Genomic DNA, 23372 nt, shown 5'->3' with positions numbered 1-23372 from the left:
TCTTCCTTGGGCGCGTCCGGCGGAGGCGCGTTCCCTGGTGACGTAGAGCGGGGCCGTTCCCGCGAATGCTCCGGGCACGTCGCCGTGCTTGCCCCCGGAAGGAGGCGACGTACCCGGAGCCCGCCTGCGTCAGACGATCAGGGCCGAACGATCAGGAGGTGGCCTTGCTCATGTCCTTCAGCTGAACGATCTTTCCGTCCTTGACCTCGTACATCCAGACCGGGGTCTGGGTGAGCTCACCGTCGGCGTTCCACTTGAACTGCTTGGTGAGGCCCTGGCCCTGGTAGTTCTTGACGTAGTTGAGCATCGCCGGCCGGGTCTTCAGCCCCTTGTCCAGTCCCTTGAGCAGGATGGTGGTGGCGTCGTAGCCCTCCGGGGAGTACGTCGACGGCTCGCGGTTGGCGAGCGCCTTGTAGTCCTTGGTGAACTTCGTGAAACCGGCCGACGGCAGGCACGGGCAGCTGAGGTAGACGCCCTCCGCCGAACCACCGGCGTTCTTCACGAACTCGTCGTCGCGCACACCGTCGGGAGCGACGATCGAGCCCTCGAAGCCGTCGTCGCGCAGCTGCTGCACGAGCGGAGCGGCCTCGGGGTAGTAGCCGGAGTAGAACACCGCGTCCGGCTTCTGGGAGGAGATCGCGCCGACCACGGCGGAGAACTCCTTCTGGCCGGTCTTGACCTTCTGCTGGCAGGAGGCCTTGGAGCCCAGCGACTGGGTCACCAGGTCGGCCAGGCCGATGCCGTACTCGGAGTCGTCGCGGACGACGCAGACCTTCTTGGCCTTGAGCTGGTCGCCGATGAACGCGGCCACCGCCGGCGCCTGCACGGCGTCGTTGCCCAGACCGCGGAAGAAGGTCTTCCAGCCGTTCTTGGCGAGGTTGGGGTTGGTCGCCGACGGCGTGACGGTCACCAGACCGGCGTCGTTGAACGCCTTGCCGACCGCCTTGGACTCACCGGAGAACGCCAGGCCGACGACGCCGAGGATCGACTTGTCGTTGATCGCCTGCGTCACCACGCCCGGAGCCTTGTCGGGGCTGCCCTCGGAGTCGAACTGCTTCAGGGTCACCTGGCAGCCGGGGTTGGCGGCGTTGTGCTCCTTCACCGCGAGCTTCACGCCGTTGAGGATGTTCAGGCCGAGCGCGGCGCTGGCACCGGCGATGGTGCCGATGTAGGCGATGGACACCTTGCCGCACTTGCCCTTACCGTCGCCGGCCGGCAGGGCGGCGTCGGTGGGCAGCGGCGGTGCCGGGTCGGCCTTGATCGCCGGTGCGTTGGCCTGGCCGCCCCCACTCTGTTTGTTCTCACCGGTCTTGTCGGTGTTCTGCGCGCATCCGGCGACCCCGAGCGACAGGGCCGCCGTCAACGCCAGCACACGAACGAGTCGTGTTCTGTACACGAAATCCTCCATTGCCAAGCAACGTCAGGTGATGCTTGCGGCAGGCCAGGCCTGGCCCGCGGTGGAGAGAGACTAGCCGGTCGGGCACTGCGGGTGAACGAACCTCGCGAGCCTCTTACCGCTTCGTAACCCAACAGGTGAGCGAAATGGACGAAATCACTGGTCCGAAGGGTCCGAAGGCCCGGTTTCGGCACTTTCCGTTGTTGTTCCGTCACCTTCGTCGACGACGAGCTGGGCGACCCGGCGCATCGCGACCCGCTTGTCCATGGCGGTCTTCTGGATCCAGCGGAACGCGTCCGGCTCGGACAGCCCGAACTTCTGCTGCAGGATCGACTTCGCCCGCTCGACGAGCTTGCGGGTCTCCAGGCGATCGGTGAGGCCGGACACCTCGCTCTCGAGCTGCGCCCGCTCGGTGAACCGCGACACCGCGATCTCGATCGCCGGCACCAGATCCGCCTTGGTGAAGGGCTTCACGAGGTACGCCATGGCGCCGGCCTCGCTGGCCCGGGTGACCAGTTCGCGTTGACTGAACGCGGTGAGGATGATGACCGGGCAGATGCTCTCGTTGCCGATCGCCTCGGCGACGCTGATGCCGTCCAGCCGGGGCATCTTCACGTCCAGGATCACGAGGTCGGGGCGAAGCTCCCGCACGAGGTTGAGCGCGTGCTCGCCGTCGGCGGCCTGCCCCACGACGTCGTAGCCCTCCTCGCCCAGCATCTCGGCGAGGTCGAGCCGGATGAGTGCCTCGTCCTCGGCCACGACGACCCGGCGCGGTGCACGCTCGGTGGGGTTGCTCACGGCGCGGTCCTCCTGCGGACGAATGACTTACAGGGTGGTGTGGGGGGCCTTACAGCGCCGACAGCGTACCCCCGGCGGCTGCCGCCGATCGCCGGACGGGACCGGGTAAGATTCAACCCGCGACCTGCCGGGTTGATGGAATGGTAGACATGATGGCCTCAAAAGCCATTGTCCGAAAGGGCGTGTGGGTTCGAATCCCACACCCGGCACCAGCGGTCCTTCCGCCAGTTCGAACTCTTCGGACTGCTCGGATTCCTCAGCCCTGTCAGGCTCCTCAGACCCGGTAGGCAGGTGCCGCCTGGGCAACCGCGTCACCGATGCGGTGCACACGCAGCGCGTTGGTCGAGCCGGGGAGTCCGGGCGGGCTGCCCGCCACGATCACCACGCTGTCGCCGCGCCGGCAACGTCCCACCGCCAGCAGTGCCCGGTCGACCTGCTTCACCATCTCGTCGGTGTGCGAGACGGTGGGTACGAGGAACGTCTCCACGCCCCAGGTGAGGGCCAGCTGCTGCCGGACGATCTCCTCCGGGGTGAACGCCAGCAGCGGCACCCGGGAGCGGTAACGAGCCAGCCGGCGCGCGGTGTCGCCGGACTGGGTGAACGCGACCAGGAACTTCGCGCCGAGCCGCTCGGCCACCTCGGCGGCCGCCTTGGCGATCACGCCGCCCTTGGTGCGAGGCTCCCAGTCGATGCCGGCCATCCGGTCCAGGCCGTGTTCCTCGGTGGTCTCCACGATCCGGGCCATCGTGCGTACGGCCTCGATCGGATAGATGCCGACGCTGGTCTCCCCCGACAGCATCACCGCGTCGGTACCGTCCAGGACGGCGTTGGCGACGTCGGAGGCCTCCGCGCGGGTCGGCCTGGCGGCGTTGACCATCGACTCGAGCATCTGGGTCGCCACGATCACCGGCTTGGCGTTGGTGCGGGCGAGTTCGACGATGCGCTTCTGGACCAGCGGGACGTCCTCCAGCGGCATCTCCACGCCGAGGTCGCCGCGGGCCACCATGAAGGCGTCGAACGCGTCGATGATCTCCTCGAGGTTCTGCACCGCCTGCGGCTTCTCGATCTTGGCGATGACCGGGAGCCGTACGCCTTCCTCGGTCATCACCCGGCGGACGTCCTCGACGTCGCGGGCGGAGCGTACGAACGACAACGCGATCATGTCGGCGCGCAGGCGCAGCGCCCACCGCAGGTCCTCGTGGTCCTTCTCCGACATGGCCGGGACGGACAGGCCCACGCCGGGCAGGTTGAGTCCCTTGTGGTCGGAGACCTTGCCGCCGATCAGCACCCTGGTCACCACGTCGGTGTCGGTGACCTCCTCGGCCTCCAGCATGAGCCGGCCGTCGTCGACCAGGATCCGGTCGCCGACGCCGACGTCACCGGGCAGGCCCTCGTAGGTCGTGGACGCCCGGGACGCGTCACCGGGACACTCCTCGGTGGTGATCGTGAACCGATCGCCGTAGACGAGGTTGGCCGAGCCCTCGGCGAACTTCCCGAGGCGGATCTTGGGCCCCTGGAGGTCGACCAGGACCCCGACTCCACGACCGGACTCCTCCGCCGCCTCGCGGATCATGCGATAGATCCGCTCGTGCTCGGCGTAGGTGCCGTGGCTCAGGTTGAGCCGGGCGACGTCGAGGCCGGCGTCGACCAGCTCACGAATCCGCTCCGGCGTGGAGGTAGCAGGACCAAAGGTGCAAACAATCTTTGCGCGACGCACGGACCCGAGCCTATGCCCGCTTCGTCCGGCGTCACCATCGGGTGCGGCGCAGAGCTCCGTAGACGGCCAGCAGGACCGCCGCCCAGACGGTCGCGTGCAGCGTCGCGGTGAGGAGTCCGCCCAGGTCAGCGGCGGATTCCAGGCGTGCCGCGGAGATCAGCGGGGGCACCAGCACCCGGGCGGCGGGGGCGTCGCGAGAGCCCAGCACGAGCACCGCGACCGGTGCGCCGACCAGGATCAGCGCCGACCAGCCGGCCCGCGCGACCACCACCCGGCTGGCCAGTGCGCCCACCCCGATCCCGGCCAGTACGGCGAGCAGGTGGATCCACGCCCCGAACCCCAGCCAGGGCAGTGCCGGGCCGCGGATCTTCAGCGCGCCGACGGCGTACGGGACGACGACCGCGACGACCACGACCGGCACCGCCGCGGCCAGCGCCGCCAGCAGCCCCGCGACGACCTCGCGGGCGCCGGAGCCGACGGCTGCGCGGGACAGCAGCCGCTGCCCGTCGGGTTCGGTGTCGAGCACCGTCTTGGCCTGCCACCCGAACACCGCGAAGAGCAGTGCGGCGGAGAAGGCGTACGCCTGGTTGGGGGCGGACCTGCCGCCGGCGTGCGCGGCGAGGACGAGCGCCAGGCCGGCCACCCACGGGGGCCAGGCCCGCTGACTGGCGACGTAGGACACCAGCCGCATCCGGGTCAGCGCGAGGGTGCGGCGGAAACCGCCCGCAGCGTCGGTACGTGGTGTGCGTCGGGCGCCGTGCTGGCCGGTCATGCCTCGCCCCGTACCCGGCGGATGTCGTAGCCGGCGGCGCGCAGCCGGGCCACCTCGGCGGCCGGGTCGTGCGCCCGGACGACCACCTCGATCACGTGCCACGGTTCCGGGTCGCCCTCGCCAGGGTCCGACAGGTCGTCCAGGCCCGGCGACTGCTCGGCGAGCGGCCGCTCCTCGACCCGGCCGTCGCGTACCGTCCACCGCCGGGTGGAGCCGAGGTCCGCCGACCGGCCGCGGTGGTCGGTGACCACGCAGATTCCGCCGGCCTCGGCCACCTCGCCGACGAGCGCGGGCAGCTCCGCCTGGCTCGGCGCGTCCAGGCCCTCCCACGGCTCGTCCAGGATCAGCAGTCCGGGCCGGATCAGCAGCGCCTGGACGAGGGCGACCTTGCGGCCGGTGCCCTGGGAGAGTTCGGCGAGCGGGACCGGCAGGTAGTCCGTCAGCTGCAGGCGTTCGGCCAGCCGGGCGACCACGACGTCGGCGTCGGCGCGGGCCAGTCCGCGTACCTGCCCCATCGCGCGCAGGTAACCGGCCGCGCTGAACCGCTGGTCCGTGGGGAACTTGTCGGGCAACCAGCCCACCACGGCAGGCCGGTCGAGGACCCGGCCGCGACCGATCGGAGTCAGGCCGGCGAGCGCGCGCAGCAGGGTCGACTTGCCGGCGCCGTTGCGGCCGGTCACCACGATCGTGTCGCCGGGCCGCAGCTCCGCCTCTACGCCACGCAGCACCCAGTCGTCCCCCGCCGGGTATCGGGCGTGCACGTCCAGCAGTCGCACATCGGGTTTCTACCAGAACGCGCTGTGAAGGCACCACGTTGGACCGGCGGCGGCGCGCGGCGCGCGGGCCGGGAAGACGGCGCGAGGCCGTACGGGGTATAGATCGGTCATGGAATCCGTGGCAGACCCGGACCAGCGAACCCGTCGGATCGCGTACGCGAAGGAACTCACCGCCCGGCTCACCGAGGACAACGTGCGCGTCGTGGCACTGACCTGGATCGACAACGCCGGGGTCACGCGGGTGAAGACCGTTCCCGTCGACCGGCTGCCCGACGCCGCCGGCTGGGGTGTCGGGATGTCCCCGGTGTTCGACGTTTTCCTGGTGGACGACTCGATCACCGCCGGCCGGCACGCCGGTGGCCCGGTCGGCGACCTTCGCCTGTACCCGGATCTGCAGCGGGTGGGTTCGTTGTCGGCTCAGCCGGGGTGGGCGTGGGCGCCGGTCGACCGGCTGACCCAGGAGGGCGAGCCGTACCCGATGTGCCAGCGGTCCTTCGCCCAGCGGATGGCGGCGATCGCCGCCGAGCGCGAGGTGGGTTTCCGGTGCGCGTTCGAGATCGAGTGGTACGTCGGTGTGCTGGGGTCGGAGAACGACATGGAGCCGGGCGCGCCGGGTCCGGCGTACGGCATGTCGCGGCTCACCGACCTGGCGGACTACGTGCCCGCACTGCTGTCGGCGCTGGATGCGCAGGGGGTGCCGGTCGAGCAGTTCCATCCGGAGTACGCGCCCGGTCAGCTGGAGCTCTCCGTCGCCCCGACCGATCCCGTCGGCGCCGCCGACCGTTACGTGCTGGTCCGGGAGACGATCCGCGCGGTGTCGCGGGCGCACGGGCTGCGCGCGTCGTTCGCTCCCGTGGTCGAGGCCGGGGCGGTCGGCAACGGCGCGCACCTGCACTTCTCGGCGTGGGCGCAGGGGAAGAACCTGTTCGTCGGAGGGTACGGACCGCACGGGCTCACCGACCGGGGCGAGTCGATCCTCGCCGAACTCGTCGCCCGGATGCCCGCGCTGTGCGCTCTGACCGCACCCAGCGTGGCGAGTTATCTGCGACTGGTCCCGCAGCAGTGGGCCGCGCCCTACCAGTGCTGGGGACGGGAGAACCGCGAGGCCGCGCTGAGGTTGGTCACCGGCACCCGCGGCAGTGAGCCCCGGGCCGCCAACGCCGAGCTCAAGTGCGTCGACGGGAGCGCCAATCCGTACCTCGTCGTCGGTGCCGTACTCGCCGTCGCCCTGGCCGGTGTCGACGCCGGCCGGCCGCTGCCGCCCGAGGTGACCGTCGACCCGGCGACCCTCCCGGAGGAACGCCGGCCTCCTCGGCTGCCGCAGTCGGTGCTCGCCGCGGTGGACCTGCTGGAGGAGGACGAGGTGCTGGGTGAGGCGCTGGGCGCGCCGCTGCTCGACACGTTCGCCACCGTTCGCCGGGCCGAGGCCGACCTGTTCGCCGGGGCGGACGAGGAGGAGGTCGTCGCCGCCACCCGGTGGAGGTACTGATGGCCGATCTCCCGCTGGCGGACCTCCCGCTCGTGGACGCCCACTGTCACCCGGTGTTCGTCGGATCGGCCGGAGTTTCTGGGCAGGAGCGGGCCGAGTTCGAACGCATGCTGGGCGAGGCCGACCGGCCCGCGCCGGTCGGTGTGTCGTACGCCGACAGCCTGCTCGGAGCCGCGGTCCGGCGCTGGTGCACTCCCCCGCTCGGGCTGCCGGCCGGCGCTCCCCTGGACACCTTCCTGGACCGGCGGGCCGAGCTCGGGCCGGTGGAGGTGGCTCGGCGACTGCTCGGCGCCGCCGGGTTGTCGTACCTGCTGGTCGACACCGGGATCGGCGGGACCGACGGAGCCGGCTCGGACTGGTGGTCGGTGCGGGGGCTCGCGTCGGCGGCCGGTGCTGTGGGCCGGGAAGTGGTCCGGCTGGAGTCGGTTGTGGAGGGCCTGGCGGAATCCGGGGTCGCCGCCACCGACTTCGCCGATGCGTACGTCGACGCGCTCGCCACGGCCACCAGGAACGCGGTCGCGGTGAAGTCGATCCTCGGATACCGGCACGGCTTCGACGTCGACCCTCGGCGACCGTCACGCGCGGAGGTCACTGCCGCCGCGCGGGACTGGTTGCTGAGCCGCCGGGACCTCGGCATTCCTCAGAGCGGGACCGAGAGTCGACCGGCCGCGGCTCGGCTGCGTCACGAGGTGCTGTTGCGGTTCGTGCTGTGGTGCGGTGTCGATCGTGGCCTTCCGGTGCAGCTGCACACCGGATTCGGTGATCGCGACCTGCGCCTGCCGTCTGTCAACCCCGCGTTGCTACAACCGCTCATCGAGGCCGTGGAGCCGGTGGGTACGCCGCTCGTGCTGTTGCACTGCTATCCGTACCAGCGTGAGGCCGGCTGGCTGGCCGCCGTCTATCCGCACGTCTACGTGGACGTCGGGCTCACGGTCGGCCAGGTCGGGGCTCGGGCAGGTGCCGTCCTGGCGGAGTTCTGCGAACTCGCGCCGTTCGGCAAGCTGATGTTCTCCACCGACGCCTATCGACTGCCCGAGCGCTATCTGGTCGGAGCGGCACAGTTCCGGCACTCGTTCGGCCGGCTTCTCCGCGACTGGTGGCGAGATGGCGACCTCACCGCACGCGATACAGAACGTGTGGCGGCGATGGTCGGAGCCGACAACGCCCGCCGCCTCTACGCCATTGACGGCTGAACGATTCCACGCCATTGGTGGCGTGCCCAGGAATCCTTCAGCCGTCGGCGATCACTGACTCTTGAAGTTCGCCCCCTCGGATTTTCCGGCTCAGCGGCCGAGGACCGGTCCGGATTCGACGACCTCGAGGTCGATCTGGCCAGGCCCCTGTACAGCAGGCTGTGCGATGTCGTACGGACCATATGTTCCGACGCTGAACCGGCCGTGCCAACTGGTGTTCAACTGCACCGACCGAGACCCCGCCTTGTCGTAGGTGTAGCTCACCTTCGGGTCGGAGTCGTCGTAACTGCTGCCGGGGGTGTCGAACGTCTTCGTGACACCGGGATCGAACGTCCACTTCCACTCGCCTTCAGCCGTCACCGTGACGTCGAAGTTGAACACGTGCACGGTCTTCGCCGGCATCTGCTGCGGCTGACCGGACTGGAAGTACGTCGGCAGATTTACCAATGTTCGCGCGTTAGCAGGCTGAACCGAAAGCTGCTGCGGAGGCACCCACACTTCCCAGTTCTTACGAACCTCCGCTCCCACGTCCGCCGTAGTCACCACATCGGATGGATCACCCAAACAAACAGTGTCGCGTAACTGCCACGATTTTCCGGTTCTCAGTAGATAAATGTCGTAGAAGTACTTCACTGTGCCGTCTGGGTTTACTCCACACTGCAAGATTCGACGGCAGACGGTCCGGCCGCCCATCTCGCACGACTTCCGCAAGTTCCAAATGCAATCTGAACATGACGAACCCGCACCTGAGTCAACCACTGCTCCGTCTTTGGTCAGCAGAGCTGCCTGCCCCGTGAACCTACCGTCGCCACCATCTGGAGGGCCAGGCACCGGACCTGGCGGTGGGGGTGGTTTCGTCGGACACTTGAATCCCCTACATTTCGACAGGCTCTCACTGGCGTCCGAGGATGAAGCGTTGATCAGTAATAGTGCTGAGGTCACGGCGATGGACAGCGCTACGACCATTACCCATCGAGGAAGTCTTGTCCAACGACAAGCCATTTGTTTCCTCTCTTCGAAAAGACAATCCAAGCCCTGGAGGGCGGGGTCTGCGGGATTTTCATCACTACCTTGTTCGCAGTATTTCGCACCTGCCCCGGACCGTGATCGAGATCGAATTCGACGCGTGTAGACTCCTTCGACGAAGTGCTTTTAACCTCGAAATTGCTAATCTTGTAGCCGCCCTCAAATGTAAAATGCTGGTTCTTCTTTTTTACATCGTGAATAAAGTCCGTGTAGCCACTTGCTGCATTGGAGCCTGGCAGCAGCACCTCATCAACTGGCCTTGTATCGAGGGTCTTGTAAGCCTCGTTGAGGACCGCGTAGAAGTTGACGGTGGCGGCGTGGAGTTGCTCCTCGACGGAGCCGGTGGGAGCCGTCGGCGTGGGAGCCGGCGTTCGCGTAGGGGTTGGTGTCGGGGTGGGGGTGGCTGACTTGGACGCCGTGGGGGTCGGCGTCTTGCCGGCCTCGGGTTCGATGTTCTTGCTGCACCCGGACACGCCCAAGCCGACGGCAACCGCGCCGGCGAGCGCGCCGCGAACCAGCGCTGATTTGCCGTACAGAATCTTCATAGTTCGCATACCGTAGCGAACCCGTCGCAAACCGGGTGATCTCTGTCCACAGGCCGGTCCGACCACTGACCGTGACCCGGGCCGCGAAGCGAGCGCAGAACCAGACAGGACGGCGCGCGGACGCAGAAGACCCCTGCCGCGGCTCACAACACCGCGATAGGGGTCCCCTGCGCCTCACTCAGTCGCGGGCGGTCGTCCGCCGGAGCGGAAGGACTCGCCCGCCTGTCAGACCACCAGTGAACGATCCGTCGGCTTGATCGGCGCCGGCAGGGCCGTGTGCCCGTCCCGCAGCCACGCGTCGACTCCGGCCGCACACGCGCGGCCCTCGGCGATCGCCCAGACGATCAGCGACTGGCCGCGCCCGGCGTCTCCGGCCACGAACACACCCTCGACGTTCGTCGCGTACGACGCGTCCCGCTTGATGTTGCCCCGCTCGTCCAGCTCCACCTCGAGCTGCTCGAGCAGGCCGCCACGGTCGGGACCGACGAACCCCATCGCCAGCAGCACCAGCTCGGCGGGGATCTCCACCTCGGTGTTCGGGACGGGTTCGAAGCGGCCGTTCTCGAACTTCACCTCGACCAGGTTGAGCGCACGCACGTTGCCGTTGTCGTCGCCGAGGAACTCCGTCGTCGACACCGCGTACCGACGGTCGCCGCCCTCCTCGTGCGCGCTGGAGACGCGGAACAGCATCGGGTACGTCGGCCACGGCTGATGCATCGGACGCATCTCCGTCGGCTGCGGCATGATCTCCAGCTGTACGACGTTCGCCGCGCCCTGCCGGTGTGCCGTACCCAGGCAGTCGGCACCGGTGTCGCCACCGCCGATGATGACGACGTTCTTGCCGTGCGCGGTGATCTGGCCGGGCACCTCCTCGCCGTGGGCGGCGCGGTTGGCCTGCGGGAGGAACTCCATCGCCTGGTGGATGCCGCCGAGCTCGCGGCCCGGCATCGGCAGGTCGCGCGGGATCGTCGACCCCATCGCCAGCACCACCGCGTCGTAACGGGCGCGGAGATCCTGGCCGGTCACGTCCACGCCGACGTTGACGCCGGAGCGGAAGATCGTGCCCTCGCGCGACATCTGGTCCAGCCGCCGGTCGACGATCCGCTTCTCCATCTTGAACTCGGGGATGCCGTACCGCATCAGCCCGCCCACCTTGTCGGCCCGCTCGTACACAGCGACGGTGTGCCCGGACCGGGTGAGCTGCTGCGCCGCAGCCAGCCCCGCCGGTCCCGAACCCACCACGGCCACGCGCCGGCCGGTCAGCCACTCCGGCGGCTGCGGAGTCACCCAGCCCTGCGCCCAGGCGCGGTCGATGATCGAGACCTCGACGTTCTTGATGGTCACCGGACCACCGGAGATGGTCTCGTCGATCGCCAGCACGCAGGCCGTCTCGCACGGCGCGGGACACAACCGGCCGGTGAACTCGGGGAAGTTGTTCGTCGCGTGCAGGCGTTCGATGGCGGCGCGCCAGTCGTCGCGCCAGACCAGGTCGTTCCACTCCGGGATGAGGTTGCCGAGTGGGCAGCCCTGGTGGCAGAACGGGATACCGCAGTCCATGCAGCGCCCGGCCTGCTTGCTGATGATCGGCAACAGCGCGGCGCCGATCCCCTCGCCCGGGTAGACCTCGTTCCAGTCGCGAAGCCGTTCTTCGACCGGCCTTCGGTGCGCTCCCTCGCGGGGGGTGGTGAGGAAGCCCTTCGGGTCAGCCATGTGCGGCCTCCATGATCGCTTGGTCGACGTCGCGTCCCTCGGCGAAGGCACGGGCCCGCGCCTGCAGAACGCGCTTGTAGTCCTTCGGCATCACCTTCACGAACCGGTCCAGCGTGCCCGCCCAGTCGGCGAGCAACGCCTCGGCCACGGGTGAGCCGGTCTCCTCCTGGTGCGCACTCACCAGCGAGTGCACCAGGTCGCGGTCCTCCTCGGTCAGCGGCTCGAGTTCGACCATGTCGGGGTTGACCCGCCGCTGGTCGAGGTCGAGCACGAAGGCGACACCGCCCGACATGCCCGCCGCGAAGTTGCGTCCGGTCGCGCCGAGTACGACGACGACACCACCGGTCATGTACTCGCAGCCGTGGTCGCCGACACCCTCGACGACCGCGGTGGCGCCGGAGTTGCGAACGCAGAACCGCTCGCCCACCTTGCCGCGCAGGAACACCTGGCCGGCGGTCGCGCCGTAGGCGATGACGTTGCCGGCGATGATGTTGTCCTCGGCCACCAGGGTGGCGTTGCGGTCGGGCCGGACGATGATCCGCCCGCCCGACAGCCCCTTCGCGAGGTAGTCGTTGGCGTCTCCCTCCAGCCGGAGGGTGATGCCCGGGGGCAGGAACGCACCCAGCGACTGGCCGGCCGAACCCACCAGGGTCAGGTCGATCGTGTCGTGGGGCAGGCCGTCCCCGCCGTACTTCTTGGTGAGCTCGTGTCCGAGCATCGTTCCCACGGTGCGGTTGACGTTGCGGATCGGCAACTGCGCACGCACCGGCTCGCCCCGGTCCAGGGCGTCGCGGGAGATCTCGATCAGGTGGTTGTCGAGCGCCTTCTCCAGGCCGTGGTCCTGGTTGGTGACGCATCGCCGCGGCGTGCCGTCCGGCAGCTCGGGCACGGTGAGGATCGGCCGCAGGTCCAGCCCGGCGACCTTCCAGTGCTCCACCGCCTGTGCGACGTCCAGCAGCTCGGCGTGCCCGACGGCCTCGTCGATGCTGGCGAATCCCAGCTCGGCGAGGTACTCCCGCACCTCCTGCGCGATGTACTCGAAGAACGTGACCACGAACTCCGGCTTGCCGTTGAACCGCTTGCGCAGCTCGGGGTTCTGCGTGGCCACACCCACCGGGCAGGTGTCCAGGTGGCACACCCGCATCATCACGCAGCCGGACACCACCAGCGGCGCGGTCGCGAAGCCGAACTCCTCCGCACCGAGCAGCGCGGCGATCACGACGTCCCGGCCGGTCTTGAGCTGGCCGTCGGTCTGGACGACGATCCGGTCGCGCAGGCCGTTCAGCAGCAACGTCTGCTGGGTCTCGGCGAGCCCGAGCTCCCACGGCGCTCCCGCGTGCTTGAGCGAGGTGAGCGGCGCGGCGCCGGTGCCGCCGTCGTGCCCGGAGATGAGCACCACGTCGGCGTGCGCCTTCGACACCCCGGCCGCGACCGTGCCGACCCCGACCTCCGCGACCAGCTTCACGTGCACACGTGAAGCCGGGTTGGAGTTCTTCAGGTCGTGGATCAGCTGGGCGAGATCCTCGATCGAGTAGATGTCGTGGTGCGGCGGCGGGGAGATCAGGCCCACGCCCGGCGTGGAGTGCCGGGTGCGCGCGATCCACGGGTACACCTTGTTACCCGGAAGCTGGCCGCCCTCCCCCGGCTTGGCACCCTGCGCCATCTTGATCTGCAGGTCGGTGGAGTTGGTGAGGTACTCCGACGTCACCCCGAACCGCCCGCTGGCCACCTGCTTGATGGCGCTGCGCCGCTCCGGGTCGTTCAGCCGGTCGGTGTCCTCGCCGCCCTCGCCGGTGTTGGACCGGGCGCCGAGACGGTTCATCGCGATGGCGAGCGTCTCGTGCGCCTCCGCCGAGATCGAGCCGTACGACATGGCGCCGGTGGAGAACCGCCTGACGATGCTCTCCACCGACTCGACGTCCTCGACCGGGATCGGGGTCCGCTCGCCGTACTTCAGCGAGAACAGTCCCCGCAGCGTCATCAGCCGCTGCGACTGCTGGTCGACCCGCGCGGTGTACATCTTGAAGATGTCGTACCGCTGGCTGCGGGTGGAGTGCTGCAGCCGGAACACCGTCTCCGGGTCGAAGAGGTGCGGCTCGCCCTCGCGCCGCCATTGGTACTCCCCGCCGATCGGCAGCCGGCGGTGAGCCGGTGCGATGCCGTCGCGCGGGTAGGCGGTCTCGTGCCGGCGGCGCACCTCGTCGGCGATGTGGTCGAGGTCGACGCCGCCGAGCCGGGACGTGGTGCCGGTGAAGTACCGGTCCACGACCTGCTGGCCGAGCCCGACCGCCTCGAAGATCTGCGCGCCGGTGTAGGAGGCGACGGTGGACACGCCCATCTTGCTCATGACCTTGAGCACGCCCTTGCCCAGCGCCTTCACCAACTGCTGGACGGCCTTCTCCGGAGCGATTCCCTCCAGGAAGATGCCTTCGCGTACGAGGTCCTCCACGCTTTCCATCGCGAGGTAGGGGTTGACCGCGGCCGCGCCGTACCCGATCAGCAGGGCGACGTGGTGCACCTCGCGGACGTCGCCGGCCTCCACGACCAGGCCGACCTGGGACCGGGTCTTCTCCCGGATCAGGTGGTGGTGCACCGCGCCGGTGAGCAGCAGCGACGGGATCGGCGCCAGTTCGGCGTTGGAGTGCCGGTCGGACAGCACCAGCACGCGGGCGCCGGCCTCGATCGCCTCCGACACCTCCGCGCAGATCTCCTCCAGCCGGCCGGCGAGCTCCTCGCCGCCACCGTCGACGCGGTAGAGCCCCTGCACCGTGTGCGAGGCGTAGCCGGGGAAGTCCCCGTCGCGGTTGACGTGGATGATCTTCGCCAGCTGGTCGTTGTCGAGTACGGGGAACGGCAGCACGATCTGCCGGCACGAGGCAGGCCCCGGCGTGAGCAGGTTGCCCTCCGGGCCGATCTTCCCCGCCAGTGAGGTGACCAGCTCCTCCCGGATCGCGTCCAGCGGCGGGTTGGTGACCTGCGCGAACAGCTGGGTGAAGTAGTCGAACAGCAGCCGCGACCGGTCCGACAGCGCGGCCACCGGAGTGTCGCTGCCCATCGACCCGATCGGCTCGGCGCCGCTGCGCGCCATCGGCGCGAGGATGACCCGCAGCTCCTCCTCGGTGTAGCCGAAGGTCTGCTGCCGGCGGGTCACCGACTTGTGCGTGTGCACGATGTGCTCGCGCGGCGGGAGGTTCTCCAGCCGGATCAGCCCGGCGTGCAGCCACTCGTCGTACGGCTTCTCCTTGGCGAGCTGCCCCTTGATCTCCTCGTCCTCGATGATCCGGTGCTCGGAGGTGTCCACGAGGAACATCCGGCCCGGCTCCAGCCGGCCCTTGCGGACCACGGACTTCGGGTCGATGTCGAGGACGCCGACCTCCGAGGCCAGCACCACCAGGCCGTCGTCGGTCACCCAGTACCGGCTCGGGCGCAGGCCGTTGCGGTCGAGGACCGCGCCGACCTGGGTGCCGTCGGTGAACGCGACACAGGCAGGACCGTCCCACGGCTCCATCACGGTGGAGTGGAACTCGTAGAACGCGCGCCGGGAGGCGTCCATCTCGGCGTGGTTCTCCCACGCCTCCGGAATCATCATCAGCACCGCGTGCGGCAGCGACCGGCCGCCCATCTGCAACAGCTCGAGCACCTCGTCGAACCGCGCCGAGTCACTCGCACCCGGTGTGCAGATCGGGTAGAGCCGGTCCATCCCCCGGCCGGCGTCCGCGCCGGCTGGCTGCGCCAGCAGGTCGCTTTCCAGCAGCGCCTCGCGCGCCCGCATCCAGTTCTCGTTGCCCATGACGGTGTTGATCTCACCGTTGTGAGCGACGTAGCGGTACGGGTGGGCCAGCGGCCACGACGGGAACGTGTTGGTGGAGAACCGCGAGTGGACCAGCGCGATGGCGCTCTCCATGCGGCGGTCGGACAGGTCGGGGAAGAACGGCTCGAGCTGCTCGGTGGTGAGCATGCCCTTGTAGACGATCGTCCGCGACGACAGCGACGGGAAGTAGGCGCCGGTCTCGTGCTCGACCCGCTTGCGGAGGGCGAACGCGCGCCGGTCCAGGGCCACCCCGCTCAGCGCGGCGCCGTCGGACCCCTGCGCAGCCACGAACAGCTGGCGGAACCGCGGCATCACCGCGCGGGAGGTGCGCCCGAGCAACTCGGGCACCACCGGGACGTCGCGCCAGCCGAGGATCTCCAGGCCCTCCTCGGCGGCGATCTCGGTGATCCGGGCGACGGTGGCGGCGTCGGCCGCGTCGTCGTCGGGGAGGAACGCCGTACCCACGGCGTACTCGCCGGGAGCCGGCAGGGCCAAGTCGGTGACCGCACGCAGGAAACTGTCGGGGACCTGGAGCAGCAGGCCGGCGCCGTCACCGGAGTCCGGCTCGCTGCCGGACGCGCCGCGGTGATCGAGATTGCGCAGTGCCGTGAGCGCGTGCTGAACGATCTGGTGGCTGGGCTCGCCGCTCAGGGTGGCCACGAACGCCACGCCGCACGCGTCGTGCTCGAACCGAGGGTCGTACAGGCCGTGCGGCGGCGGGGGCGTTCCGAGCATGTGAATACTCCCGTCGTCAACTCGCGTTGGGACACGCTCAAGGGACGACGTTGGCCCCGGCGGTTGCATGCAGGGTAGCGGACACCTGACGGTGACCCCCAGGGACGATGGTCCCGGGCACACCACCTCGTCGTGGCGTCCGCTCTGAGCGAACTTCGGCGGTAGCCGGCAACGCCACAGGTCGCGACAGCATAGGCCGCGGAGCCGTGGCGGGTCACGGCGGTGTGACGTACTAGCCGAGACGCGCGTTCGATCGTACTTCGGTCATTGTGACCCCTCCGGGGGGTTTTCTGCCGAACGTGTTCGCTCCTCGGACACCTGCCGCCGCCCGGTCCCGCCCCGGCGGGAGTCCTGGTCGGGCTCGGTGGCGCTGTTGCGCTGGTCGGCGAGGTACTTCTCCTCCGGGGTGTACCGGTCGTCGCCCGGATAGCGCTCGTCGGCGAACACGCCGGGGTCCTCTGCGGGAGGGGGCTCCCCGGCGTCCGCCGGGTGGCTCGGCCGGCGAGACGTCCCCTGCGGTGCCTCCTGGCGACCTGTCCGGCCCGGCTGCCCCGGCTGGCCCGGCTGCCCCGGCTGGTCCGGCTGTCCGGTCTGGCGGGGATCCGTCTCGTTGCCGCGCCGCCCGGGCTGTTCCGGGCGGGCCGCCTCCTCGATCTGGGTCTTCTGCTCCGCCAGCCGGCCGCGGTCGACCACGAGGTGCTGCTCGGCCGCCGAGGCCGGATCCTCGTCCGCATCGTCCGGATCGCCAAGACCGGCCGGATCGGCCGGATCGTCCGGATCGGAGTCGTCGGGATCACCGGAGTGGCCGGAGTCGCCGGGCTGGTCGGGCTCGTCCGGTTCGCCGAAGCCGCGCGGGTGGGCGGGGTCCCGGCCGGGATCGCTCGTGGCACCGCCACGATCGCCGGTCCCCCTGCCGGTTCCCTGATCGGCGGTGGGCCGGTCGTCCTCGGCCGCCGCCAGGCGATCGGCGGACGACCGGGAGGCGGCGTCGGAGGCTGCGCCGGCCGTGCCCGTCACGGAGGTCGCGGAGGCGGTGCCGCCCAGGGTGTCGGCGGTGGCGCTCGTCTCGTCGCCGGGCGAGGAGGGTGCCGCCGGCTCGACGACGCGTTCCCGGCCCGGGCGCAGAGTGGCCGAGAGGATGAAGTAGAGCATCGCCAGCAGGAACACCAGGACCGAGGTCCAGACGTTCAGCCGCAGGCCGAGGATGTGGTTGACCGGATCGACTCGGAGGTACTCGATCCAGCCCCGGCCCAGCGTGTAGCACATGACGTACAACGCGAACGCGCGTCCGTGGCCGAGCCGGAACCGCCGGTCGGCCCAGATCACCGCCAGCGCGGTGCCGACGTCCCAGATGCTCTCGAACAGGAAGGTCGGCTGGAACGTGGCGTACTGCTCGTATCCGATCGGACGGTGCGCCGGGTCGATCCGCAGGCCCCACCACGCGGTGGTCGGCGCGCCGAACAGCTCCTGGTTGAACCAGTTGCCCCATCGGCCGATCGCCTGGGCGAGCACGATCCCCGGCGCCAGCGCGTCGGCCATCGCCGGCAGCGGGATGCCGCGGCGGTGGCAGGCGATCCAGGCGCCGAGCGCGCCGAACGCCACACCACCCCAGATGCCGAGGCCGCCCTCCCAGACCGCGAACGCCCGCAGCGGCTCCCGGCCCGGACCGAAGTAGAGCTGGTAGTCGGTGATCACGTGGTAGAGCCGGGCACCCACCAGGCCGAACGGGACCGCCCAGACGGCGATGTCGGCGACGGTGCCCGCCCGGCCGCCGCGTTCGATCCAGCGGCGGTTACCCAGCCAGACCGCCGCGACGACTCCGAGGATGATGCATATCGCATACGCCCTGAGTGGGAGCGGCCCGAGATGCCACACCCCCTGGGAGGGGCTGGGAATGGACGCGAGGATCTGCATGGCGTGGGGCACTCCTGCGGGTGATGGCTGTCGGTCGGACCTTACCCGCTCACTACCCGCTCACTGCTTGCCGGACTTGGCTGCCGCGGAGTCGATCGCGAGCTTGAGTCCGGTCCCGCTGGTGTCGCCGGGGTCGAGCTGCTTGCCGTTGACGAAGACCGTGGGGGTTCCCTGGACGCCGCGCTTGGTACCGGTCTCGTCGACCGCCTTGACCCAGTTGGCGAAGTTGTCGCCGTTGACGCAGGAGCGGAACGATCCGGAGGTGAGGCCGATCCCCTTGCCGAGCTCGACCAGCTGGGCGTTGGTCCAGCTCTGGCTGTAGTTGGCGTACAGCGCGTCGTGCATCTCGCGGGCCTTGCCGGCGTTGACCGCGCACCCGAAGGCGTTGGCGGCGAGCTCGGTCGGCCGGCCGAAGCCGGGCAGCGTGAGGGGGTAGTAGATCACCCGCGCCTTGCCGGCCTCGACCTGTTGGTTCAGGGTCTTCTCGGCGTCGGACTCGAAGTCCCGACAGTGCGGGCAGGCGAAGTCCTCGAACATCTCCACCACGACGGGGGCACCGGACTTGCCGAAGCCGACGCCGTCGCCCTGGCCGCCCGCCTTGCCGGCAACCGGGGTGGGGTCGCTCTTGGAGGTCGGCTTGTACGGCGCGACCACGCCCTCGGGGAAGGCCGCGGTGGTGTCGACCTTGGAGCGCTGCCACTGGACAACGACCGCAATGGCGACGATCACCACCGCCACGACCACGGCCACGCCGATGCGCATCAGGTTCTCGCGTCGCTTGGCCTGCGCGGCCTGCCGGGCACGCTCTGCGCGCAACTGGTCCCGGGCCGACTTCTTGCTCATGCCGCTCTCCGCCTCATCTGTCCACCGGCGCCGCCACGTCGCGACGCCGGATGCTGGTGGGGCCTCACTGCGCTCGCCGGCGGACGCCGTCGGCGAGGTCGCGGGCGAGTTCGCCCACCCGCTCGGCGCCGGTGCGCTCGTCGGGCGCGTCCAGCAACCGGCGTACGAACGCCGAGCCGACGATCACCGCGTCCGCACTCGCCGCCACCTCGGCGGCCTGGTCGCCGTTGGACACGCCGAGCCCGACACCGACGGGCAGGTCGGTGACCTCCCGCAGCCTGGCGACCAGCCCCGGAGCACCGACGCTGGTCTGCTCACGGGCGCCGGTCACACCCATCACCGACGCGGCGTAGACGAAACCCCGGGAGGCCCGCGCGGTCAGCGCCAGCCGCTCCGTCGACGACGACAGCGCGACCAGGAAAACCCGGTCCAGGCCGGTCGCGTCGCTGGCGGCGATCCACTCCTCGGCCTCCTCCGGGATCAGGTCGGGCGTGATCAGCCCCGCCCCGCCGGCCGAGGAGAGGTCTCGTGCGAAGCGTTCAACGCCGTACCGCTCGATCGGGTTCCAGTACGTCATCACCAGGGTCGGGATGCCGAAGCCGGAAACCGCCTCGACCGTACGGAGAACGTCCTTGGTGCGGGTGCCCCCGCGCAGCGCCTGGTCGGCGGCGGCCTGGATGGTCGGGCCGTCCATCGTCGGGTCGGAGTAGGGCAGGCCGACCTCGAAGACGTCGACACCTCCCTCGGCCATCGCCTCGAACGCCGCGATCGCGCCGTCGTGGCTCGGGAACCCCGCCGGCAGATAGCCGACCAGCACCCCGCGGCCCTCCTCCTTCGCCCGCGCGAAGGCCGGGCCCACCGCGGCGGACGTCGAGGTGCTCACGCCTGCTCCTCCGTGCTCTGCTTCTCGCGCTCGGTGCCGGCCGTCTCCACGCCGGGCTTGTCGTCCAGCAGGCCGAACCACGTGGCGGCGGTGTCGACATCCTTGTCGCCGCGGCCGGACAGGCAGATCAGCACGGTCGCGTCCGGGTCGAGGTCCTTGGCGATCCGCATGGCACCGGCCACCGCGTGCGCGGACTCGATCGCGGGGATGATCCCCTCGGTCCGGGTCAGCAGTCGGAGCGCGTCCATCGCCTCGGCGTCGGTCACCGGGAGGTAGGTCGCGCGCCCGGTGTCGTGCAGCCAGGCGTGCTCGGGGCCCACCCCCGGGTAGTCCAGGCCCGCGGAGATCGAGTGGCTCTCGATGGTCTGGCCGTCCTCGTCCTGGAGGAGGTAGGACCGGGTGCCGTGCAGAACCCCGACCTGACCGGAGGTGATCGTCGCGGCGTGCCGGCCGGTCTCCACGCCGTCGCCGCCGGCCTCGAAGCCGTACAGCCGGACGGACTCGTCGGGGACGAACGCGCTGAACGTACCGATCGCGTTGGAGCCACCGCCCACGCACGCGCACACCGCGGTGGGCAGGGAACCGGTCAGCTCGATCGTCTGGGCCCGGGCCTCGTCGCCGATGCCGCGGCAGAAGTCGCGGACGATCACCGGGAACGGGTGCGGTCCGGCAGCGGTGCCCAGGAGGTAGTGGGTGTCGTCGACGGTGGCCACCCAGTCACGCAGCGCCTCGTTGATGGCGTCCTTCAGCGTCCGGCTCCCGGCGGTCACCGGGATGACCTCGGCGCCGAGCAACTCCATCCGGGCGACGTTGAGCGCCTGCCGGCGGGTGTCCTCCTCGCCCATGTAGACCACGCACTCCAGGCCGAGGTAGGCGCAGGCGGTGGCGGTGGCCACGCCGTGCTGCCCGGCCCCGGTCTCGGCGATGATCCGGGTCTTGCCCATCCGGACCGCCAGCAGCGCCTGGCCGAGGACGTTGCGGATCTTGTGCGCGCCGGTGTGGTTGAGGTCCTCCCGCTTGAGCAGGATCCGGACGCCGGCCACCTCGGAGAGCCGGGTCGCGTCGTAGAGCGGGCTCGGAAGGTTGGCGTACTCCCGGAACATCCGGTCCAGCTCGGCGGTGAACGCCGGGTCGGACTGCGCGGAGCGGTGCGCCTGCTCGAGCTCGTCCAGCGCGCCGATCAGGGCCTCGGGGGTGAACCGGCCGCCGAAGCGACCGAAATGTCCGTCGAGTCCCTGACCGAGCACGCCCCGGTCGGTGTTGGCAGCGGCCACGTCAGTCATCGACTCACTTCGGTTCGGGGTCGGGTCGGTCTCTCGGCTCAGTCATGGTGCAGCGCCGGATGGGCGCCGGCGGCAACGAGGTCGGCCACCGCGGACCGGGGGTTCTTCCCGGTGACCAGGCTCTCGCCGACCAGGACGGCGTGGGCACCGGCGCGGGCGTACTCGATCACGTCGTGCGGACCGCGTACGCCGGACTCCGCCACCTTGACGATACCGTCCGGGATCCGCGGCGAGATCCGGCCGAACGCCGCCCGGTCGACCTCGAGAGTGCGCAGGTCACGGGCATTGACGCCGATCAGCTTGGCGCCCGCGTCGACGGCCCGCTCGGCCTCCTCCTCGGTGTGCACCTCCACCAGGGGGGTGAGGCCGATCGACACCGCGCGTTCGATCAGCGAGACCAGGGCGTTCTGCTTCAGCGCGGCCACGATGAGCAGCACCAGGTCGGCGCCGTAGGCGCGCGCCTCCCACAGCTGGTAGCTGGTGATCACGAAGTCCTTGCGGAGGATCGGAACGTCCACCGAGGAACGCACCGCCCGGAGGTCGTCGATCGAGCCGCCGAACCTACGGCGCTCGGTGAGGACGCTGATCACGGCGGCCCCGCCGGCCTGGTAGTCGGCGGCGAGCGCGGCCGGATCGGCGATCGCGGCGAGGGCGCCCTTGCTCGGACTCGACCGTTTGACCTCCGCGATGACGGCGACGCCGTCGCCCCGCAGAACCGGGACGGGATCGATGGCGTACGGAAGAAGGGCGACCCGCTTCTTCAGATCGTCGATCGAGACTCTCGCCTGCCGCTCCTCAAGGTCGGCGCGGACCCCGTCGAGGATCTCGTCGAGAACACTCACGCAGTCAGTCCTTCCTGAGCGACCTAAGCGCAGGCGCGGGTCTTCGGTGAAACGAACCCGCTCTCGCTTCCAGAGACCTGCTCAGAGTAACGACGACCTCCCCCAACCCCGACACCGGCTGGCTGTCGGGGGCCCTCCCGTGCACGGTCGCCCGCACGGCGGAGGGGTGTGGGTCAAGCCCGGCCCAGGACTGGAACCAGGCTGGAATCAGTGCGAAAACCCGTGCGGGCGACGGCGCGGACCCCGGGCGGTCGCCCGCCGGGACCTGTCCGTCCGCCGCCCGCACGACCTCTACAGCTTGATGACCAGGCTGTGCATCAGCTTGTCGGCGAACGTCTGGCGCTTGCTGTCCCACAGGGGCCAGAGGAACCCGACGTAGCAGGGCAGTGCGTCCAGGATGTGCGCGAGCGACCGGACGAACGTCGTGCCCGGACCCAGCGGCTGCCCGTCGGACTCACGCACCAGCTTGATGTTGAGCACCTGCTTGCCGATGCTCTGGCCGGTGGTGCCCTGCCGGAAGACGATGTTCCAGATGCTGATGCCGAGACTCACGAGGTACAGGACCGAGCCGATCGCCGTGGCCGCCCCGGACGGCTGGCCACCGGACTGCATGCCGGCCATCAGCGCCGAGCCGATGGCACCGGGAATCCAGACCACCACCCCGTCGATGAGGTAGGCGCCGAGGCGAAGGACCCACGGGGCGAGCAGGTTCCGGTCGATCTCGGGCGTGCCGCCGTTCTGGCCGTACTGACCGTACTGACCCTGGTCGTACTGACCTTGCTGGCCGTACTGACCCTGCTGGCCCTGGTCGTACTGCTGCTGGTGCTGGCCGTAACTCTGACCGTATCCCGGCTGCTGGCCGTGACTCTGTTGTTGTTGCTGGCCGTAGCCCTGCTGGCCGCCGTGACCCTGGGCCTGCCGGCCGTAGGGATCCTGAGGCTGCGGAGCACCGTGCCGTCCCGAGGACGAGTCCTCGTCGCGTGCGTCGGGACCCGGCGGGGTCGGTGTACTCACAACCGTCTCCGTTCTGGGATTCACAAGTGAGGTTGGCACTGAATTCGAGCAGAGTAGCGGTCACCACCTGCCCCTGGAACCAACTTATGATCACGGGTTGGGGTTACGGTGAATCCGTGCCCGATCCGACCCTGCGACGACCGAGCGGACCGCCCACCGGCACCGCGGCGCGCCCCGCCGAGCACGTCGTTGCGCACCCCGCCGGCCTGCCCTCGGACAGCACGCTGGCCGGCATCGCCGTCCTGGGCGCCGCCGGCCTGGGACTGGCGGCGGCGAACAGCATCTCCGGCGGCCGGTTCGGCGTTCCGTGCCTGCTGCACACCGTCACCGGTCTGGACTGTCCGCTGTGCGGTACGACCCGGATGGCCGCCGCCGTACTCCACGGCGACCTGGCCGGCGCGCTCGGCTTCAACGCGCCGGCCCTTCTCGCGATCCTGGTCGTGGCCTACCTGTGGCTGAGCTGGGTGCTCGAACGCCTGGATGCCCGCGTACGCCTCCCCCGCCCAGCGCTGGGTCCGCGAGCACGGTCGGCGCTGCTCCCGGCGGTGGTGGCGGCGGCCGTGGTCTTCATGGTGCTGCGCAACCTGCCCTGGCCGCCGTTCACCGCCCTGCACGTCTGACCGCG

At 70.0% G+C, this 23372-nt stretch carries 18 protein-coding genes and 1 tRNA gene; 4 read left to right on the top strand and 15 right to left on the bottom strand.

Annotation, left to right across the window (positions count from 1 at the left end):
* Positions 1–151: 151 nt before the first annotated feature.
* Positions 152–1396 carry a branched-chain amino acid ABC transporter substrate-binding protein gene (locus FHR37_RS08065; RefSeq protein ID WP_237768893.1) on the bottom strand — a complete coding sequence of 415 codons (1245 nt, stop codon included), beginning with the start codon at positions 1394–1396 and terminating at the stop codon, positions 152–154.
* Between the two features lie 156 nt (positions 1397–1552).
* On the bottom strand, positions 1553–2194 hold the full coding sequence (locus tag FHR37_RS08060) for an ANTAR domain-containing response regulator (protein WP_237768894.1): 642 nt from the start codon (positions 2192–2194) through the stop codon (positions 1553–1555).
* 126 nt (positions 2195–2320) lie between these two features.
* Here FHR37_RS08060 and FHR37_RS08055 point away from each other — a divergent pair.
* Positions 2321–2406 (top strand) — tRNA-Leu (locus FHR37_RS08055).
* 62 nt (positions 2407–2468) lie between these two features.
* Here the strand turns inward: FHR37_RS08055 and pyk are convergent.
* Genes pyk through FHR37_RS08040 form a run of 3 tightly spaced genes read right to left on the bottom strand, consistent with a single transcriptional unit; the run spans position 2469 to position 5459 of the window.
* Positions 2469–3911, bottom strand: coding sequence for a pyruvate kinase (pyk, locus tag FHR37_RS08050; protein WP_092884761.1), 1443 nt, complete (start codon positions 3909–3911; stop codon positions 2469–2471).
* A 31-nt stretch (positions 3912–3942) separates the two neighbouring features.
* Positions 3943–4683 (bottom strand): hypothetical protein, encoded by a 741-nt coding sequence (locus FHR37_RS08045; RefSeq protein ID WP_092884763.1) that lies wholly within the window; start codon positions 4681–4683, stop codon positions 3943–3945.
* On the bottom strand, positions 4680–5459 hold the full coding sequence (locus tag FHR37_RS08040) for an ABC transporter ATP-binding protein (RefSeq protein ID WP_092884765.1): 780 nt from the start codon (positions 5457–5459) through the stop codon (positions 4680–4682). The genes FHR37_RS08045 and FHR37_RS08040 overlap by 4 nt, the downstream gene beginning before the upstream one ends.
* 109 nt (positions 5460–5568) lie before the next feature.
* Between FHR37_RS08040 and FHR37_RS08035 the strand changes: the two genes are divergently transcribed.
* Positions 5569–6948: a glutamine synthetase family protein gene (locus FHR37_RS08035; protein ID WP_175542604.1), complete on the top strand. Its 1380-nt coding sequence runs from the start codon at positions 5569–5571 to the stop codon at positions 6946–6948.
* Positions 6948–8141, top strand: a complete 1194-nt coding sequence (locus FHR37_RS08030) for an amidohydrolase family protein (protein ID WP_092885051.1) — start codon at positions 6948–6950, stop codon at positions 8139–8141. Before FHR37_RS08035 ends, FHR37_RS08030 begins: the two co-directional genes overlap by 1 nt.
* Positions 8142–8231: 90 nt before the next feature.
* On the opposite strand, the gene FHR37_RS08025 is transcribed toward FHR37_RS08030, so the two are convergent.
* From FHR37_RS08025 to FHR37_RS32975, 10 genes are all read right to left on the bottom strand, one after another.
* On the bottom strand, positions 8232–8774 hold the full coding sequence (locus FHR37_RS08025; protein WP_139239042.1) for a hypothetical protein: 543 nt from the start codon (positions 8772–8774) through the stop codon (positions 8232–8234).
* Positions 8775–9106: 332 nt separating this feature from the next.
* Positions 9107–9712 (bottom strand): hypothetical protein, encoded by a 606-nt coding sequence (locus FHR37_RS08020; RefSeq protein ID WP_092884769.1) that lies wholly within the window; start codon positions 9710–9712, stop codon positions 9107–9109.
* Positions 9713–9937: 225 nt separating this feature from the next.
* On the bottom strand, positions 9938–11422 hold the full coding sequence (locus FHR37_RS08015) for a glutamate synthase subunit beta (RefSeq protein ID WP_092884771.1): 1485 nt from the start codon (positions 11420–11422) through the stop codon (positions 9938–9940).
* Positions 11415–15968: a glutamate synthase large subunit gene (gene gltB / locus FHR37_RS08010; protein ID WP_092884773.1), complete on the bottom strand. Its 4554-nt coding sequence runs from the start codon at positions 15966–15968 to the stop codon at positions 11415–11417. The genes FHR37_RS08015 and gltB overlap by 8 nt, the downstream gene beginning before the upstream one ends.
* 264 nt (positions 15969–16232) lie before the next feature.
* Positions 16233–17882: a prolipoprotein diacylglyceryl transferase gene (lgt, locus tag FHR37_RS31375; RefSeq protein ID WP_237768895.1), complete on the bottom strand. Its 1650-nt coding sequence runs from the start codon at positions 17880–17882 to the stop codon at positions 16233–16235.
* Between the two features lie 60 nt (positions 17883–17942).
* Positions 17943–18725 (bottom strand): DsbA family protein, encoded by a 783-nt coding sequence (locus tag FHR37_RS08000; RefSeq protein ID WP_092884775.1) that lies wholly within the window; start codon positions 18723–18725, stop codon positions 17943–17945.
* Positions 18726–18789: 64 nt separating this feature from the next.
* Positions 18790–19608, bottom strand: coding sequence for a tryptophan synthase subunit alpha (gene trpA / locus FHR37_RS07995; RefSeq protein ID WP_092884777.1), 819 nt, complete (start codon positions 19606–19608; stop codon positions 18790–18792).
* Positions 19605–20891, bottom strand: a complete 1287-nt coding sequence (trpB, locus tag FHR37_RS07990; protein ID WP_092884779.1) for a tryptophan synthase subunit beta — start codon at positions 20889–20891, stop codon at positions 19605–19607. The genes trpA and trpB overlap by 4 nt, the downstream gene beginning before the upstream one ends.
* Before the next feature lie 38 nt (positions 20892–20929).
* The gene (gene trpC, locus FHR37_RS07985) at positions 20930–21733 is read right to left on the bottom strand and encodes an indole-3-glycerol phosphate synthase TrpC (protein WP_092884781.1); all 804 of its coding nucleotides are present in this window, start codon (positions 21731–21733) and stop codon (positions 20930–20932) included.
* A gap of 291 nt (positions 21734–22024) precedes the next feature.
* A complete protein-coding gene (locus FHR37_RS32975) occupies positions 22025–22747 on the bottom strand; it encodes an RDD family protein (RefSeq protein ID WP_092884783.1) in 723 nt (240 codons plus the stop codon).
* Positions 22748–22863: 116 nt separating this feature from the next.
* Here FHR37_RS32975 and FHR37_RS32365 point away from each other — a divergent pair, with 116 nt between their 5' ends.
* The gene (locus FHR37_RS32365; protein WP_202818179.1) at positions 22864–23367 is read left to right on the top strand and encodes a DUF2752 domain-containing protein; all 504 of its coding nucleotides are present in this window, start codon (positions 22864–22866) and stop codon (positions 23365–23367) included.
* The last annotated feature ends 5 nt before the right edge of the window (positions 23368–23372 follow it).

The organism is Actinopolymorpha cephalotaxi, assembly GCF_013408535.1.
GTDB classification, from domain to species: Bacteria; Actinomycetota; Actinomycetes; order Propionibacteriales; family Actinopolymorphaceae; genus Actinopolymorpha; species Actinopolymorpha cephalotaxi.
This window is presented reverse-complemented; position numbering and strand designations above follow the sequence as displayed.

Bases quoted from the DNA above. Each gene is read 5' to 3' on its own strand.
- FHR37_RS08045 (WP_092884763.1), bottom strand. From the start codon at position 4,683: ATGACCGGCCAGCACGGCGCCCGACGCACACCACGTACCGACGCTGCG.
- FHR37_RS08035 (WP_175542604.1), top strand. From the start codon at position 5,569: ATGGAATCCGTGGCAGACCCGGACCAGCGAACCCGTCGGATCGCGTAC.
- FHR37_RS08030 (WP_092885051.1), top strand. From the start codon at position 6,948: ATGGCCGATCTCCCGCTGGCGGACCTCCCGCTCGTGGACGCCCACTGT.
- FHR37_RS08020 (WP_092884769.1), bottom strand. From the start codon at position 9,712: ATGAAGATTCTGTACGGCAAATCAGCGCTGGTTCGCGGCGCGCTCGCC.
- FHR37_RS08015 (WP_092884771.1), bottom strand. From the start codon at position 11,422: ATGGCTGACCCGAAGGGCTTCCTCACCACCCCCCGCGAGGGAGCGCAC.
- gltB (WP_092884773.1), bottom strand. From the start codon at position 15,968: ATGCTCGGAACGCCCCCGCCGCCGCACGGCCTGTACGACCCTCGGTTC.
- lgt (WP_237768895.1), bottom strand. From the start codon at position 17,882: ATGCAGATCCTCGCGTCCATTCCCAGCCCCTCCCAGGGGGTGTGGCAT.
- FHR37_RS08000 (WP_092884775.1), bottom strand. From the start codon at position 18,725: ATGAGCAAGAAGTCGGCCCGGGACCAGTTGCGCGCAGAGCGTGCCCGG.
- trpB (WP_092884779.1), bottom strand. From the start codon at position 20,891: ATGACTGACGTGGCCGCTGCCAACACCGACCGGGGCGTGCTCGGTCAG.